The sequence below is a fragment of the Geodermatophilus sp. Leaf369 genome (genome assembly GCF_001424455.1).
GTDB lineage: Bacteria > Actinomycetota > Actinomycetes > Mycobacteriales > Geodermatophilaceae > Klenkia.
Genome location: NZ_LMQA01000002.1, coordinates 911,310 through 926,753, shown reverse-complemented (window position 1 = coordinate 926,753; position 15,444 = coordinate 911,310). Strand labels below are relative to the sequence as shown.

Annotated in this window: 17 protein-coding genes; 3 read left to right on the top strand and 14 right to left on the bottom strand. The window is 75.6% G+C overall.

The window, feature by feature from the left end:
* Positions 1–20: 20 nt before the first annotated feature.
* A complete protein-coding gene (gene menD, locus ASG36_RS13350) occupies positions 21–1,781 on the bottom strand; it encodes a 2-succinyl-5-enolpyruvyl-6-hydroxy-3-cyclohexene-1-carboxylic-acid synthase (RefSeq protein WP_055764513.1) in 1,761 nt (586 codons plus the stop codon).
* A complete protein-coding gene (locus tag ASG36_RS13345) occupies positions 1,778–2,704 on the bottom strand; it encodes an o-succinylbenzoate synthase (RefSeq protein ID WP_055764511.1) in 927 nt (308 codons plus the stop codon). The genes menD and ASG36_RS13345 overlap by 4 nt, the downstream gene beginning before the upstream one ends.
* A 37-nt stretch (positions 2,705–2,741) precedes the next feature.
* Between ASG36_RS13345 and menE the strand changes: the two genes are divergently transcribed.
* Positions 2,742–3,872 (top strand): o-succinylbenzoate--CoA ligase, encoded by a 1,131-nt coding sequence (gene menE / locus ASG36_RS13340; protein WP_055764509.1) that lies wholly within the window; start codon positions 2,742–2,744, stop codon positions 3,870–3,872.
* Positions 3,872–4,741, top strand: a complete 870-nt coding sequence (locus tag ASG36_RS13335) for a 1,4-dihydroxy-2-naphthoate polyprenyltransferase (protein ID WP_055764508.1) — start codon at positions 3,872–3,874, stop codon at positions 4,739–4,741. Before menE ends, ASG36_RS13335 begins: the two co-directional genes overlap by 1 nt.
* On the opposite strand, the gene ASG36_RS13330 is transcribed toward ASG36_RS13335, so the two are convergent.
* Both ASG36_RS13330 and ASG36_RS13325 read right to left on the bottom strand, forming a co-directional pair.
* Positions 4,734–5,078, bottom strand: coding sequence for a DUF4229 domain-containing protein (locus ASG36_RS13330; protein ID WP_055764506.1), 345 nt, complete (start codon positions 5,076–5,078; stop codon positions 4,734–4,736). The genes ASG36_RS13335 and ASG36_RS13330 overlap by 8 nt on opposite strands.
* Positions 5,056–5,550, bottom strand: a complete 495-nt coding sequence (locus tag ASG36_RS13325; RefSeq protein ID WP_235494954.1) for an Lrp/AsnC family transcriptional regulator — start codon at positions 5,548–5,550, stop codon at positions 5,056–5,058. The genes ASG36_RS13330 and ASG36_RS13325 overlap by 23 nt, the downstream gene beginning before the upstream one ends.
* 83 nt (positions 5,551–5,633) lie before the next feature.
* Between ASG36_RS13325 and ASG36_RS13320 the strand changes: the two genes are divergently transcribed.
* Positions 5,634–5,855, top strand: coding sequence for a hypothetical protein (locus ASG36_RS13320; protein WP_055764504.1), 222 nt, complete (start codon positions 5,634–5,636; stop codon positions 5,853–5,855).
* A 60-nt stretch (positions 5,856–5,915) separates the two neighbouring features.
* On the opposite strand, the gene ASG36_RS13315 is transcribed toward ASG36_RS13320, so the two are convergent.
* From ASG36_RS13315 to ASG36_RS13270, 10 genes are all read right to left on the bottom strand, one after another.
* A complete protein-coding gene (locus tag ASG36_RS13315; RefSeq protein WP_055764502.1) occupies positions 5,916–6,257 on the bottom strand; it encodes a hypothetical protein in 342 nt (113 codons plus the stop codon).
* 115 nt (positions 6,258–6,372) lie between these two features.
* Positions 6,373–7,335, bottom strand: a complete 963-nt coding sequence (gene ccsB, locus ASG36_RS13310) for a c-type cytochrome biogenesis protein CcsB (RefSeq protein WP_055764499.1) — start codon at positions 7,333–7,335, stop codon at positions 6,373–6,375.
* Complete coding sequence (locus ASG36_RS13305; RefSeq protein ID WP_055765123.1) at positions 7,332–8,882, bottom strand: cytochrome c biogenesis protein ResB; 1,551 nt, start codon at positions 8,880–8,882, stop codon at positions 7,332–7,334. Before ASG36_RS13305 ends, ccsB begins: the two co-directional genes overlap by 4 nt.
* Before the next feature lie 65 nt (positions 8,883–8,947).
* Complete coding sequence (locus ASG36_RS13300) at positions 8,948–9,778, bottom strand: cytochrome c biogenesis CcdA family protein (protein ID WP_055764497.1); 831 nt, start codon at positions 9,776–9,778, stop codon at positions 8,948–8,950.
* A gap of 3 nt (positions 9,779–9,781) precedes the next feature.
* Positions 9,782–10,351: a TlpA disulfide reductase family protein gene (locus ASG36_RS13295; RefSeq protein WP_055764495.1), complete on the bottom strand. Its 570-nt coding sequence runs from the start codon at positions 10,349–10,351 to the stop codon at positions 9,782–9,784.
* Positions 10,348–10,983 (bottom strand): histidine phosphatase family protein, encoded by a 636-nt coding sequence (locus tag ASG36_RS13290; RefSeq protein WP_055764492.1) that lies wholly within the window; start codon positions 10,981–10,983, stop codon positions 10,348–10,350. Before ASG36_RS13290 ends, ASG36_RS13295 begins: the two co-directional genes overlap by 4 nt.
* Positions 10,980–12,338 carry a glutamate-1-semialdehyde 2,1-aminomutase gene (gene hemL / locus ASG36_RS13285; RefSeq protein WP_055764490.1) on the bottom strand — a complete coding sequence of 453 codons (1,359 nt, stop codon included), beginning with the start codon at positions 12,336–12,338 and terminating at the stop codon, positions 10,980–10,982. The genes ASG36_RS13290 and hemL overlap by 4 nt, the downstream gene beginning before the upstream one ends.
* The gene (locus tag ASG36_RS13280) at positions 12,335–12,829 is read right to left on the bottom strand and encodes a hypothetical protein (protein WP_055764488.1); all 495 of its coding nucleotides are present in this window, start codon (positions 12,827–12,829) and stop codon (positions 12,335–12,337) included. Before ASG36_RS13280 ends, hemL begins: the two co-directional genes overlap by 4 nt.
* Positions 12,830–12,848: 19 nt before the next feature.
* Positions 12,849–13,838: a porphobilinogen synthase gene (gene hemB, locus ASG36_RS13275; protein WP_055764486.1), complete on the bottom strand. Its 990-nt coding sequence runs from the start codon at positions 13,836–13,838 to the stop codon at positions 12,849–12,851.
* A complete protein-coding gene (locus ASG36_RS13270; RefSeq protein WP_055764484.1) occupies positions 13,835–15,394 on the bottom strand; it encodes a uroporphyrinogen-III synthase in 1,560 nt (519 codons plus the stop codon). The genes hemB and ASG36_RS13270 overlap by 4 nt, the downstream gene beginning before the upstream one ends.
* Positions 15,395–15,444: the final 50 nt, after the last annotated feature.

Genomic DNA, 15,444 nt, shown 5'->3' with positions numbered 1-15,444 from the left:
TACCGATCGGAGGTCAAGCGTCACCCGAGGGTGTCGGCGACCACCGCGCGGATCCGGACGGCCAGCTCGGCCTCGGCCCGCTGGTCACCCCGGACGACGACCACCCGGGGCCCGCCGGCCGCCAGGGCCGGGCCCAGCTGGGCGGCGTCGCTGATCGCGGTGGCGGCCCAGCCCATCGCCCGGGCGACCGAGACCAGGTCGCGGCCGTGCGGGGTGCCGAAGACCCGGCGGTAGCCCGCGGCGTGCTCGGCCCGGCCCGGTTCGAGCTGGGCGAAGATGCCGCCGCCGTCGTTGTCGGGGACCACCACGGTCAGGTCGGGCACCGGCTCGCCGTCCCCGGTGAGCAGGCCCTGCAGGTCGTGCAGGAACGTCAGGTCGCCCATCAGCGCGAACGCCGGGCCGCCACCGGCGCCCTGGTGGGCCAGTGCGGCCCCGATCGCGGTGGACACCGTGCCGTCGATGCCGGCCACCCCGCGGTTGGCCAGCACGGTCACCCCCTGGCGGGGGGCGGCCAGCCGGTCGACGTCGCGCACCGGGTTGGACGAGCCGAGCACCAGCAGCGCCCCGGCGGGCAGGGCCGCCACCAGGTCGCGGGCCAGCCGACCGGCGGTCAGCCGGGGCTCGGCGTCCAGCACGGCGTCCACCGCGGTGCCCACCGCGAGCGCGGCCTGCGCCCACTCGTCGGCCCAGCCGTCACTGACCAGGTGCCCGGACACGTCGAGCCCGCCGAGCGCGGCACCCGGGTCGGGCAGGACCCCGGACACCGCCGAGGAGCCGCGGCCGGCGTCGGGCCAGGTCGGGTGCGGGGTGAAGGTCTCGACCACGACGTCGGAGGCGGCCAGCAGTGCCGAGACCGGCCGGGTCAGCGTGGGCCGGCCGACGACGAGCACCCGGTCGGGCCGGTGCGCGTCGGCCCAGGCGCCCGAGCCGAGCAGCAGCGATCCGCCGCGCACCGCCGTGGCGGCACCCCACGCGCCGCTGCTGGGCTCGGCGAGCACCGGCCAGCCCCGCTGCTCGGCGACGACGGAGGTGCTGCGGCCGACCGCGGGGGGCGCGTCGCCGGCGACCACCAGGGTGCGTCGGCGCCGCGGGGTGCCGACGGCGGCCGGGGGCAGCGGGGTGCTGACCATCGGCCCGGAGCCCGGCGCCACGGTGGTCCAGGGCGCGCCGTCGGGCCGGCCGGCCCAGACCCCGGACGGCGGTTCCGGACGCGGGTCGTGGCCCTCGGGCATCAGCGGCTCGCGCAGTGCCAGGTTCAGGTGCACCGGCCCCGGGTCACCGGACAACGCCCCGCCGGCCACGATCAGCGCGCGCGCGGTCAGCGAGCGCCAGTACCGGTTCTGCGGGGCATCCCGGCCCTCCTCGGGGGCGCCGAGGTCGGCGGCCCAGCGCACCGCGCCGCCGTAGAGCCCCACCTGGTCGATCGTCTGGTTGGCCCCGGTGCCACGCAGCTCGGCCGGTCGGTCGGCGGTCAGCGCCAGCAGCGGCACCCCGGACTCGTCGGCCTCCAGCACCGCGGCGTGCAGGTGCGCCGTCGCCGTCCCCGAGGTGGTCAGCACCGGCACCGGCCGCCCGGAGGCCTTGGCCAGCCCGAGGGCCAGGAACGACCCGGTGCGCTCGTCGATCCGCACGTGCAGCCGCAGCCGGCCCGCCAGCTCGGCCTGGTGCAGCGCCAGCGCGACCGGGGCCGACCGCGACCCGGGGCAGACCACGGCGTCGGTCACCCCGCCGCGCAGCAGCTCGTCGACGAAGACCCGGGCGAAGGCGGTGGACGGGTTCACGCCGCGGCCACCCGCTCGAGCCGCTCGCGCCAGCGCCGGTCGGTCTCCGGGTCCGCGGCGACCGCGTCCACGGCGTCGGGGACGACGGCGCCGACCGGCAGCGCGCCGTCCACGGGGAGCAACGGGCTGGAGCTCACGTCGGCGGTGAACAGCGCCAGGCTGCCCAGCCCGCAGGCGAAGGGCAGCTCGGGCAGCGCGGCGGCCAGCGCGACCCCGGCGGCCAGACCCACCGAGGACTCCAGCGCCGAGGACACCACGCAGGGCAGCCCGTGCGCCTGCGCCACCTCCAGCGCGGCCCGCACCCCACCGAGCGGCTGCACCTTGAGCACCACCACGTCGCAGGCCTCCCGCAGGTCCACCCCGGCCGGGTCGGCGGCCCGGCGCACCACCTCGTCGGCGGCGACCCGCACCTCGATCCGGCGGCGCAGGGCCACGAGCTCCTCGACGCTGGCACAGGGCTGTTCCACGTACTCCAGGGTCCACCGGTCCAGCGCGCGGATGCGGGCCACCGCGGTGTCGACGTCCCAGGCGGCGTTGGCGTCGACCCGCAGGCCACCGGCCGGGCCCAGCGCGTCGCGCACGGCCTCGACTCGTGCCTCGTCGTCGGCGGCGGTCTGCCCGGGCTCGGCGACCTTGACCTTCGCCGTCCGGCAGCCCGACGTGGTGACGATGGCGTGCGCCTGCTCGGGGCCGACCGCCGGCACGATGCAGTTGACCGGCACCGAGCTGCGCAGCGGGGCGGGCCAGCCGACGGTCGCGGACTCGACGGCCGATGCCCACCAGCGACGGCTCTGCGCGTCGTCGTAGTCCCAGAACGGCGAGAACTCACCCCAGCCCGCCGGGCCGCGCACCAGCACGCCGTCCCGGACGTCGATGCCGCGGAAGCGGGTGCGCAGCGGGGTCGCGTACACCCGCACCTCCATCACGGGCGCGAGCCTAGGCCGCCTACCCTCGTCCCCCGTGGCCCGGCAGCTGTCCCTCGTGCCCGCGCCGCCCCTGGGTCCCGCGGTGCTCGAGCACGTCTGGCCCGCCCTGCGCGCGGCCCTGGACGGTGCCGCCCCCCTGGCCGTGCTGCCCGCCGGCGACGGTCCGGCCGCGACCGCCCGCGCCGTGCTGCGCCCCGAGGTGCCGCTCGAGGACGACGTCGACCTCGTCGTCGTCACCTCCGGGTCCACCGGCACCGGCCGGGGCGTGCTGCTGTCCGCGGCCGCCGTCCGGGCCTCGGCGACGGCGACCCTGGACCGGCTCGGCGGACCCGGCGACTGGCTGCTGGCCCTGCCGGTGAGCGCGATCGCCGGCCTGCAGGTGCTGGCCCGCGCGGCCCTCGCCGGCCGGACGCCGACCGTGCTGGGCCACGGCCAGCCGCTCACCGACGCCGTGGCCGCGATGCCGGGCGGGCGCCGCTACACCGCGCTCGTGCCCACCCAGCTGCGCCGGTCGCTGGCCGCAGAGCCCGAGGCGCTGCGGGCCTTCGACGCGGTGCTCGTCGGCGGGGCGGCCACCGACCCCGACCTGCTCACCGCGGCCCGGGACGCCGGGGTGGCCGTGGTGACCACCTACGGGATGACCGAGACCGCCGGCGGCTGCGTCTACGACGGCGTCCCGCTGGACGGGGTCGCGGTGCGGGTCGCCGAGGGGGTCGAGCTGGCCGGGCCGGTGCTCGCGCAGGGCTACCGGCTGGACCCCGCGGGCACCGCGGAGGCCTTCGCCGACGGCTGGTTCCGCACCCGGGACGCGGGCACGTGGGCCGAGGGCCGGCTCACAGTGAACGGCCGTCTCGACGACGTGCTCATCAGCGGCGGGGTCAACGTCTCCCCCCAGGCCGTCGAGGCCGCGCTCCGGGCGCACCCGGACGTGGCCGACGCCGTGGTCTCCGGGGTGCCCGACGCCGAGTGGGGCCACCGCGTGGTCGCCGCCGTCGTCCCCGCCCCCGGGGCCGCTCCCACGCTGGAGACGCTGCGGCCCTGGGTGGCCGCGCGCCTCGGCGCCGCGGCCGCCCCCCGGCAGCTGCACCTGCTCGACGCCGTCCCCGTGCTGCACACCGGCAAGCCCGACCGCCGCGCGGTCACCCGTCTGATCGAAGGAGCCTGATGGCCACCCCCGCCCAGTGGCTGGCCGGCGCCCGCCCGAAGACGCTGCCCGCCGCCGTCGCCCCCGTGCTCGTGGGCTCCGGCGTGGCCCAGGCCCTCGACGGCTTCCGGCTGCTGCCCGCGCTGCTCGCCCTGCTGGTGGCGCTCGCGCTCCAGGTCGGGGTGAACTACGCCAACGACCACTCCGACGGCAAGCGCGGCACCGACGCCGACCGGGTCGGCCCGATGCGGCTGGTCGGGTCCGGCGCGGCCTCGGCCCAGGCGGTGCTGGTCGCGGCCCTGCTGGCGTTCGCGGTCGCCGGGGTCGCCGGCCTCGCGCTGGCCGCGCTGTCGAGCTGGTGGCTGGTACTGGTCGGCGCGGTGAGCATCGCCGCGGCGTGGACCTACACCGGCGGCCCGATCCCCTACGGCTACCGGGCGCTGGGCGAGGTCTTCGTCTTCGTGTTCTTCGGCCTCGTCGCCACGGTGGGCACCACCTTCGTGCAGACCCGCACCGTCGAGGGGCTGGCCTTCGCCGCGGCGGTGCCGGTCGGGCTGCTGATCACCGCGATCCTGGTGGTGAACAACCTGCGCGACGTGCACGGGGACGCCGCCGTCGGCAAGCGGACCCTCGCGGTGCTGCTCGGCGAGCGGTCCACCCGGTTCTTCTTCGTCGGGCTGCTGGCGGTCTCGTTCGTGGTGGTGCTGCTGGTCGGGCTGGCCCGGCCCTGGGCGCTGCTGGGGCTGCTGGCCGCGCCGCTGGCCGTCCCCCCGGCCCGCACGGTGCTCCGCGGCGGCACCGGACCGGCCCTGATCAGCGCCCTGCAGGGCACCGGGCAGGCGACCCTGGTGACCGGCGTGGTCTTCGGGCTGGGGCTGGCCCTCAGCTGATCGGGTCGTCGGTCCCGCGCAGTCGGGCCCGCAGGTCCTCCTTGCCGGCCTTGCGCACCGCCGAGCGGGCCGCCAGCGCCTCCGTGAGCCGCTCCCGGACGCCCTTGAGGAGCACGAACGACAGCGGCATGGACAGCAGCAGCCCGAACAGCAGGCCGGGGAAGCTGCCCAGCCCCAGCGCCCACAGCAGCGCGACGAGCGCTGCGGCCAGCGCGAGCCGGCCCAGGGTGTAGAGCGCGAGCAGCGGCCACGGCGAGGGCGGCGTGGCCGGTCCCCCGGTCGGGCTCACCGGACGGGCCGGCTCGGGACGGGTCTCACTCGGTTCCGGTGCGGCCATGACGGCCCTCCCACTTGGTCGACAGCACGACGGTCGTCCGGGTGCGCGCGACGCCCCGGATCCTGTTCAACGCGCTGATGGTGTGCTCCAGTGCCGGGATGTCGGTCACCCGGACCTTGAGCACGTAGCCCTCCGAGCCCGCGGTGCGCCAGCAGTCCTCCACCGACGGCAGTGCGGACATCGCCTCCTCGAGGCCGACGTCGTCGACCTCGTCGCTCTCGATCACCCCGACCAGCGCGGTCACCCCGAGCCCGACCGACGCCGGGTCGACGACCGCGGTGTAGCCGGTGACGACGCCGTTGCCCTCGAGCTTGCCGACCCGCTCGTGCACGGCCGGGGCGGAGAGCCCGACCTGCCGGGCGAGCTCGGCGTAGCTGGCCCGCCCGTTGGCGCGCAGCAGCGCGATCAGCTGCTCGTCGACGGCGTCGATGTCGTCCTCCGGTGTGGTGGTCCTGTGCAGTCGGGTGATCACCCACCCCCGAGTATCGCCGCGCACGTACGCTGGGGGCAGAGCGGGTCTGCACGTCAGCGCACGGCGGGGAAGAGGGTGGCCCAGTGGTCTTTCTGGTGATGCTGGTGATCGCGGTCGCGGTGGTGGTGCTCGTCATGCGGGCGGCAGCCACCCAGGGCGGCGGTCCCGGCGGGTCCGGCGGCGGGGGTTCCCGGCCGCCCCGGCCCACGCGCGGCCCCAAGCCGCCGCAGCGCTTCGTGGCCCCGGACGACGACCCGGACTTCCTCCGCGAGCTCGACCGGCGCACCAAGCGCGACGACGCCTGAGCGTCCCACCCACCAGTCCCTGACGGGCCCCTCCGCACCGCGGAGGGGCCCGTCGGCGTCTCAGGCCGCGCTGGTGGTGGAGCTGTGACCGCCGCCGAAGAAGCGCCGCCACCCGCTGCGCCGCGGGGTGGGCACCTCGGCCGGGGCGTCCTGCGCTGCGTCCAGGGCCGCCAGCAGGGAGCCGTCGTCCCCGGTCGGCGCGGTGTCGGGCTCGCCGGGCCAGCCCAGGCCCTCGCCGCGACCGGGCGGGGCCGGCCAGCCCACCGAGGACGTCGACTGCGGGGCGGTCACGTTGGCCTCGCCCCGGTGGGTGCCGCGCGGCGCGGGCACCGTGCGGCGCCCGAGGGCGTCGGCCACCAGCGGGTGCGACCCGGCCCCGTCGATCGACGCGTGCCTACCCACGGTGGGCGCCTGAGAGCTCGTCCATGGGGGAAGAGTCCCACGGACAGGCGTCCGTGGCACCCCTCAGGCCGTCACGACCCCCCGGTCGGATGACGCAGCGTCACCGTCCGGGGAGTCAGACCCCGCCGTAGGAGTGCAGACCGGTCGAGACCATGTTCACGTAGAGCAGGTTGAAGACCATCACGGCCAGACCCACGACGTTGACCCAGGCCGAGGGCCGGCCACGCCAGCCGGCGGTGGTGCGGGCGTGCAGGTAGGCGGCGTAGACCACCCACGCGATGAACGCCCAGGTCTCCTTGGGGTCCCAGCCCCAGAACCGGCCCCAGGCGCTCTCGGCCCAGATGGCGCCGGCGATGACCGCGAACGTCCAGATCGGGAAGCCGAAGACGGCGGTGCGGTGCGCGGTGCGGTCCAGCGAGGCCGCGCTGGGCAGCTTGTGCACGATGCGCGAGGCCGGGGCGTCACCGGCGGCCACGCGGGACTCGTACCGGGAGCGCACCAGGTACATGACGCTGGCGATGCCGGACACGAAGAAGATGCCGAAGCCGAGGATCGCGGTGGTGACGTGCACGGCGAGCCAGCTCGAGCGCAGCGCGGCGACCAGCGGGCCGGCCTCGGCGTAGAGGAACAGCCCGATGCCCACCATGGACAGCACCACCGGGGCCAGCACGAAGACCCCGATGTGGCGCAGCGCCGGGGTGCGCACGGCGAGGACCAGGTAGACGACGACGGCGACCAGCACGACGGCGGTGCCGAACTCGTACATGTTGCCCCAGGGCAGCCGACCGGTGGCCGCACCGCGGGTGACGAGCACCCCGGCCTGGACCACGGCGCCGAGTGCGGTGAGCACCATCGCGGCGGTGCCGACCCGGCGGGCCCTGACCGGCTCGGCGGCGTCGGTGTCGGCACCGGTGACCGGACCGCCACCGCCGGCGGCGACGAGCTCGCGGGACCGGGCCGGGGCGTGCTTGCCACCGAAGGCGAGCTCGGCGCAGAAGGCCACGACCGCCAGGGAGTACAGGGCCACGGCGATGGAGAAGAAGGTGTCCGACAACGCGGCGAGCGAGGGGTCTGTCACGAGCGCTGGTTCTCCTCAGGCGTGGTGCGGGGGTGGTCGGCGTCCCGGCGGGCCAACGCGGCCGCGACGTCGTCGGTGAGTGTGGTGAAGCGTGGCGCGGTGTCCGCGCTGCCGCGGGTCAACGAGCCCACGGCGAGGACGGTACCCGCGCCGCCGGGCCCGGTGGTGGTGCGGGCGAACACCCGTTCCCGGCGCAGCAGCAGCATCCCGAGCAGGCCCACGAGCACCGCGATGGCGGCGCCGAGGACCCACACCTGACCGGGGTCGTGGTTGAGCTGCATGGCCGCGAACTGCTTGAGCCCGGAGAACGTGATGACCGTGCCGTCCTCCAGGGTGGTGGACTCCCCCACCGACAGGTTGGCCCGGCCGACCTCGCTGAGGGTGCCCCGGTCGATCTGGGTCTGGTCGACCGAGTAGACCGACTGCGGCAGCCCGGAGTCCAGTCCCAGGTAGCCGCGGTAGACGAACAGCGCGACCTGCGGGTCCAGCGGGCGCGGGTCGACCGAGGTGAGGACGCCGCCCTGCACCGAGCCGGTCGGGGCGAAGAACCCCTCCAGCGCGAGCTGGTCGTCGCTGCCCGGGACGTCGGGGAGCTTGAGCGCCCCCTGGCTGGCCATGGTCGTGGTGTCCGAGGGCAGGAACGGTGCCGAGACGTCGGTGAAGGCGTCCCCGTTGGGGAAGGTGACGGTGAAGACCGGCGAGAACCCGTGCCCGGTGGTGTAGACCCGCACGCCGTCCTGGCGCAGCGGGCTGTTCACCCCGATGGTCGTGTTCCGGCTGGCCTGCCCGGCCAGGCCGTAGTCGATGTCGGCGGTGAAGGAGGCCGCGGTGAGGTTCTCCTCGTAGTCGGCCTTGAAGTCCTCCAGGCCCACGCAGAGCGGGGCCATGTCGGAGGCGTCGACCAACGGGCCCGCGGAGTAGGTGTCGTACTGCTGGAAGGTGTTGCAGAACCGGTCGCCCTCGGTGACCAGGATCGACCCCTCGTAGCCCCAGAGCTTCCCGCCGGCCAGCCCCAGGAGCAGGGCCAGCAGCGCGAAGTGGAAGACGACGTTGCCGGTCTCCTTGAGGAAGCCCTTCTCCGCCGAGAGCTCGGGGCCGTGCCTGCCCTCGCGCCGGACGACGCGGAACCGGCGGACCCGGAGCTCCTCCTCGACCACGTCGAGGGTGTCGGCGGCGGGCAGCGGGCTGTCCAGGGTGGTGGACTCCGGCAGCCGGTGCAGGTGCCGTGGGGCCGGCGGGGGCTTCGCGACGACCGCACGGGCGTGCTCGATCGCCCGCGGGACGACGCAGCCGATGAGCGACAGGAACAGCAGCAGGTAGATCGCGGCGAACCACGGCGAGGCGAAGACGTCGAACAGGAACAGCTTGTCCAGCACCGGGGCCAGCGTCGGGTGCTCGGCGAAGTAGCCGGTGACCTGCGACTGGGACAGCGAACGCTGGGGCAGCAGCGACCCGGGGATGGCAGCCACGGCGAGCAGGAACAGCAGGATCAGCGCGGTGCGCATCGCGGTGAGCTGGCGCCACCAGCGCAGCAGCGTCGACCCCACGCGCGAGAGCGGGCTGGGCCGCGGCGGCGGTGCCGGGGACTGCGTCGGACGTTCGACCGTCGTGGTCACAGGAGTCCCTCCCCGAAGCCGGTGCTGGCGATCCAGGAGCGGAACCAGATCATCATCTCGGTCCAGGCGCCGGTGAGCAGGAGCAGTCCGACGACGATCAGCACCGCACCGCCGAAGCGGCTGACGGCGGCGGCGTGCCGGCGCAGGAAGGTCGTCGCGCCCACCGCCCAGCGGGCGCCGAGGGCGACGAGCACGAACGGCACGCCCAGACCCAGGCAGTAGGCGACGCCCAGGAAGGCGCCACGGGCCGCGGTGGCCTCGGTGAAGGCCAGCGAGTTGACCGCCGAGAGCGTCGGGCCCAGGCAGGGGGTCCAGCCCAGGCCGAACACGACCCCGAGCAGGGGCGCCCCGGCCAGCCCGGTGGCCGGCTTGACCGACAGCTTCTTGGTGCGCTGCAGGAACGGCAGCCAGCCCAGGAAACCCAGGCCGACGAGCACGGTGACCCCGCCCATGACCCGGGTGATGACGTCGGCGTGCACCAGCAGCAGCCGGCCCAGCCCGCCGAACGCGGCGCCGAAGGCGACGAACACGGCGGTGAACCCGAGCACGAAGAGGACCGCGCCCAGCACCATCCGGCCACGCGGGGAGCGCTCGTCGACCGGGGCGCGCACCGCGGTGGCCACCGCGCCGTCCCCGGCCGGAGCCGGCGTGGCCGGGGTCGCGGTGCGGACGCCGGTGCCGACCAGGCCGGTGACGTAGGACAGGTAGCCGGGCACCAGCGGCAGCACGCAGGGCGAGGCGAAGCTGATCAGCCCGACCAGCGCGGCCACGGCGGCGGCCACCAGCAGCGGGCCGTCGGTCACCAGTCCGGCGAAGGTCTCACCCACGGCTCAGCCCTCGTCCAGGACCCGGTCGAGGGCGGCGCGGAGGTCCTCCTGCGAGACGGCCGCGGTGTAGACGGCGGCCACCCGGCCCTCGCGGTCGAGCACGATCGTCGACGGGATGGCGGTGGCCGGGTAGTCCCGGAAGGCCAGCGCGACCTCACCGGCGGGGTCGAAGACCGAGGGGAAGGTGACGCCGACGTTCTCCACGAAGGCCTGGGCGAGCTGCTCCTGGTCCTTGACGTTCAGCCCGAGGAACTGCACGCCCTGGTCCTGGACCTCGGTGTAGACCTCCTGGAACTCGGGGGTCTCCACCCGGCAGGGCGGACACCAGGAGCCCCAGAAGTTGAGCACCGCGACGTCGCCGTCCAGCGAGGTGGACTCGAACTCCCCGCCGCCGAGCAGCGTGCCGGAGAACTCCGGACCGGAGGCCCGCTCGGCCTCGGGGATGACGTCACCGGACGGGGTGCCCTCGACGAACCGGAACTCCCCGCCGTTGTTGACGTCCACGGCGTTGGCCCCGGTGGTGCACCCGGTCAGCACGGCGCCGGCGAGTGCGAGACCCAGCAGCCTCCTCATGCGCCACCCACCGTGCCCTTCCCCGCGGGGCCGGCGGGCTCGGCGTAGTCGACCCGGGCCAGCCGGTCGTCCTCGAAGGTGAACGAGGTGACGCTGGCCAGCCCGCACTGCCGCTTGCGGGGGTCGTGCAGGTAGGAGCGGCCCTCGGCGTTCAGCCGCAGGGTCCAGATCGGCAGCTGGTGGCTGACGCAGACGGCGGCCGAGCCGCGGGCGGCGTCCCGGGCGGCGTGCACGGCACCGGTCATCCGCCCGGCGATCTCGGTGTACGGCTCGCCCCAGGAGGGCGTCCACGGGTTGCGCAGCCGCCACCAGTTGGCCGGGTGCTTGAGCGCGCCGTCGCCGACCCCGAAGGTCTGGCCCTCGAAGGAGTTGCCGGCCTCGATCAGCCGCTCGTCGGTGGCGATGGGCAGGTCCAGCGCGGTGGCGATCGGGGCCGCGGTCTCCTGCGCGCGCTGCAGCGGCGAGGCGACCAGGTGGGTGATCGGCGGCCGCTGGGCGAACCAGTCGGCGGCCGTGGCGGCCATCCCGTGGCCGGCGTCGGACAGGTGGAACCCGGGCAGGCGGCCGTAGAGCACGCCGGACGGGTTGAACACCTCGCCGTGCCGCATCACGTGCACCACGGTGGTCGTCACGGCTGGAGCACCTGGGCGTCGTGGGAGACCGCGGGGGCGGTGCCCGGGGTGGCCCCGGCGGCGGCGCGGGCCGCGGCCGGCAGCGCGTCGAGCACGTGGGAGACGGCCTCGTCGTCCATCGCGGCGTTGACGAACCACGACTCGAAGGCCGAGGGCGGCAGGTAGACGCCCTGGGCGAGCATCGAGTGGAAGAACGCGGTGTGCTGCGCGGTCTCCTGGGTGCGGGCGTCGTCGTAGTCGCGCACGACGCGCTCGTCGGGGACGAAGAAGACCGAGAACATCGAGCCGGCCCGCTGCACCCGGTGCGGCACCCCGGCCGCCGACAGCGCGGTCGACACCGCACCGCGCAGGGTGGTGGCGACCGCGTCGCAGCGCTCGTAGACCTCGGGGGTGCAGTGCTGCAGCGTGGTCAGCCCCGCGGCGACCGCGACGGGGTTCCCGGCCAGCGTCCCTGCCTGGTAGACCGGCCCGAGCGGGGCCAGCTGCTCCATCAGGTGCTGCTTGCCGCCGAAGGCCGCGGCCGGCAGGCCACCGCCCATCACCTTGCCGAAGGTGAACAGGTCGGCGTCGACGGGGTCCAGGCCCTGCCAGCCGGCCCGGGTGACCCGGAACCCGGTCATCACCTCGTCGACCACCAGCAGCGCGCCGTGCGCGGCGGTGATCCGGCGCAGGTGCGCGTTGAACCCGTCCAGCGGGGGGACGACGCCCATGTTGCCGGCGGCGCCCTCGGTGATGACGCAGGCGATCTCGCTGCCGCGCTCGGCGAACACGGCCTCGACCGCGGCGACGTCGTTGTAGGGCAGCACCACGGTGTCCGCGGCCGCCCCGGTGGTGACACCGGGGGTGTCGGGCAGGCCCAGGGTCGCGACGCCGGAACCGGCCGAGGCCAGCAGCGCGTCGACGTGCCCGTGGTAGCACCCGGCGAACTTGACGACGACGGGACGACCGGTCGCACCGCGGGCCAGCCGGATCGCCGACAGCACCGCCTCGGTGCCGGAGTTGACCAGACGGACCTGCTCGACGGCGTCCACCCGGTCGACGATCTCGGCGGCCAGGTCGATCTCCCCGGCGGTGGGGGTGCCGAAGGAGAACCCACGCCCGGCGGCGGCCACCACGGCCTCGACCACGGCGGGGTGCGCGTGGCCCAGGATCATCGGTCCCCAGCTGCTGACCAGGTCGACGTAACGGCGCCCGTCCACGTCGGTGATCCAGGGGCCGGACCCCGACGCCATGAAGCGCGGGGTGCCCCCCACGGCGCGGAACGCGCGCACGGGTGAGTTGACGCCACCGGGGGTCACCCGGGCGGCCCGGGCGAACAGCTCGGCCGATGCGGGGGCCTCGTACGGGAAGGTCACGCCCCCACTGTCCCAGGCGCGTCGGGCGGGGTGGTGGCCCCCGGGTGAGCTGTGAGCAGGGCCTCCGTCAGCTGTGCGGGGCGGCGCGTGGGGGCGAGCACGGTGGTGCCGTCGGTGCGCCGCAGCGGCAGGCCGACCCTGCCCTTGGGCACCGTGACCCCGCCACCGAGCACCGGGGCGCCGACGTCGACCCCCGCACTGCCGGTGCGCAGCGCGTGCAGGTCGACCTCGGCCAACGGCAGCCGCTCCCGGCCGACGACCAGGGTCGCGTCGGTGCCCCGGCCCTCGACCTGCACGGTCCACACCCGGTCGGCCGACACCACGCCGGCGGCGATGATGCCCAGCACCACGACGATGGCCAGCACCCACAGCAGCGGCGGCACGTCGCCCCCGGGCAGCAGCACGTCGGCGACGGCGAGGACGAGGAACACCGCGGTGACGCCGTAGAAGGTCCGCCAGGACCCACCCGGCTCCCGGTAGCTGGGTTCCATCAGCGGTTCAGCACCGGGATCAGCGCAGCCAGCCGGCTGCCTCGACCGCCCAGTAGGTCAGCACGGTCCCCGCGCCGGCCCGGCGGATCGAGGTGAGGGTCTCCAGCACCGCGCGCTGCCGGTCGACCATGCCGCGGGCGGCGGCCGCCTCGACCATCGCGTACTCACCGCTCACCTGGTAGGCGCTGACCGGCACGTCGACGGCGTCGGCGACCTGCCGGACGATGTCCAGGTAGGGCAGCGCCGGCTTGACCATGACGGCGTCGGCGCCCTCGGCGAGGTCCTGGGCCACCTCGCGCAGCGCCTCGGCCGCGTTGGGCGGGTCCATCTGGTAGGTCGAGCGGTCACCGAACTGCGGGGCGCCCTCCGCGGCCTCGCGGAACGGGCCGTAGAAGCCCGAGGCGTACTTGGCCGCGTAGGCCAGGATCGGCACCTCGGTGAACGCGGCGGCGTCCAGGCCGGCGCGGATCGCCGCGACCTGCCCGTCCATCATCCCGCTGGGGGCGACCAGGTGGGCCCCGGCCTGCGCCTGGGCCACGGCCACCGCGGCGTAGCGGTCCAGGGTGGGGTCGTTGTCGACCACGCCGGCCGGGGTGACCACGCCGCAGTGCCCGTGGTCGGTGTACTCGCACAGGCACAGGTCGGCCATCAGCACGAGCTCGTCGCCCAGGTCGGCCCGCAGCTGCTGCAGCGCCACGTTGACGATCCCGTCGGCGGCGTCGGCCTGGGAGCCCACCGCGTCCTTGTCGGCGGGGATGCCGAAGAGCATCAGCCCGCTGATCCCGGCCTCGGCCGCCTCGTGGGCGGCCTTCCGCAGCGAGTCCAGCGAGTGCTGGACGACGCCGGGCATCGAGCTGATCGGCACCGGGTCGGTGACGCCCTGCTTGACGAAGACCGGCAGCACGAGGTCGGCGGGGCTCACCCGGGTCTGCGCGGTCATCCGCCGCATCGCCGGGGTCGAGCGCAGCCGCCGTCCCCGCGCGAAGCCCGGGTGCGCCCCGCCGCTCACTCGGCGTCCTCGCTGGTGGCGGTCTCCCCGGCGGCCTCGGCGCGGCGGGCCTCGGCGAACGCGGCGAGGGCGTCCACCAGCGGGCCGACCGCGGCGGTCTCGGGCTGCACGTCGACCCGCAGGCCGAACTCGGTGGCGCTGGCCGCGGTGGCCGGGCCAATCACCGAGACGACGGTGCGGGCGTGCGGCTTGCCGGCGATGCCGACCAGGTTGCGCACGGTGGAGGAGGAGGTGAAGCAGACGGCGTCGAAGCCGCCGCCCTTGATCGCCTCGCGCACGGCGGCGGCCGGCGGCGCGGCGCGCACCGTCCGGTAGGCGGTGACGTCGTCGACCTCCCAGCCGCGGTCCTTCAGGCCCGCGGTGAGGGTCTCGGTGGCGATGTCGGCACGCGGCAGGAGGACCCGGTCGATCGGGTCGAACACGTCGTCGTAGGGCGGGAAGTCCACCAGCAGGCCCTCGGAGGACTGCTCCCCGGCCGGCAGCAGCTCGGGCACGATGCCGAACTCGCGGACGGCGTCGGCGGTCTGCTCACCGACGCAGGCGACCTTGACCCCGGCGAACGCGCGGGCGTCCAGGCCGAGCTCGGCGAACTTCTCCCGGACGGCGCGCACGGCGTTGGTGGAGGTGAACACGATCCAGCCGTAGCGGCCGGTGACCAGGCCCTTGACGGCGCGGTCCATCTGGGCCGGGCTGCGCGGGGGCTCCACGGCGATGGTGGGCACCTCGACCGGGACGGCGCCGTAGGCACGCAGCCGGTCGCTCATCTCCCCGGCCTGCTCGCGGGTGCGCGGGACCAGCACGCGCCAGCCGAACAGCGGGCGGGACTCCCACCAGGAGAGCTTGGCGCGCTTGTCCACGACGGCGCCGACGGTGACGACGACGGAGCCGGTGAGGGCCTCGACCCCGGCGGTCTTCTCCGCGACCGCGGACAGCTTGGCGGCGACCGACTTCTGCGAGGTGCCGGTGCCCTCGGCGGTGACGACCACCGGGGTGGAACCCGACAGCCCGCCCTCGACCAGGCCCGCGGCGACGCCGGCCAGCTGGTCGGCAGCGACCTGGAGCACCAGCGGGCTGCCGGTGCCGGTGGACGCGGCGGCAAGCGCCGCGAGGTCGGTGGGGGTCTCCCCGCGCAGGTCGGCCTGCACCGAGCCGGCACCGATCGCGACACCGGCGTAGGCCGGCACCGCGGTGCCGACGGCCACGCCGGGGACGACGTCGAAGGGCACGCTGGTCCGGGTGACCGCGAGGGTCTCCTTGACCACCGCGTCGGTGGTGAACGGGTCACCGGCGACGAGCCGGACGACGACCGAGCCGTTCTTGGCCGCGGCCACCGCCGTCTTGGCGGTGTCGGCGGGCTCGCCGCTGGCGACGGTCAGCTCGACGTCGGGGTGGGCCTCGCGGACCGCGTCGGTCAGCGGCGCCGGGACGTCGGCGTCGGTGATGACCAGGTCGGCGGCGGCCAGGGCGTCGGCGGCGCGGGTGGTCAGCAGTCCGGGGTCGCCGGGACCGGCGCCGACGAACACGACTCGGCCGGTCTGCTTGCGTGAGCGCGTCATCGCGTGCTCCTCATCTGATCCCCGGGGTGGGGTCGCTTGCGGGTGGATCG

Excerpts from the sequence above, each read along its gene's own strand:
- ASG36_RS13295 (WP_055764495.1), bottom strand. The coding sequence starts at position 10,351 with ATGAGGAGGCTGCTGGGTCTCGCACTCGCCGGCGCCGTGCTGACCGGG.
- ASG36_RS13335 (WP_055764508.1), top strand. The coding sequence starts at position 3,872 with ATGGCCACCCCCGCCCAGTGGCTGGCCGGCGCCCGCCCGAAGACGCTG.
- ASG36_RS13330 (WP_055764506.1), bottom strand. The coding sequence starts at position 5,078 with ATGGCCGCACCGGAACCGAGTGAGACCCGTCCCGAGCCGGCCCGTCCG.
- ASG36_RS13345 (WP_055764511.1), bottom strand. The coding sequence starts at position 2,704 with ATGGAGGTGCGGGTGTACGCGACCCCGCTGCGCACCCGCTTCCGCGGC.
- ASG36_RS13280 (WP_055764488.1), bottom strand. The coding sequence starts at position 12,829 with ATGGAACCCAGCTACCGGGAGCCGGGTGGGTCCTGGCGGACCTTCTAC.
- ASG36_RS13270 (WP_055764484.1), bottom strand. The coding sequence starts at position 15,394 with ATGACGCGCTCACGCAAGCAGACCGGCCGAGTCGTGTTCGTCGGCGCC.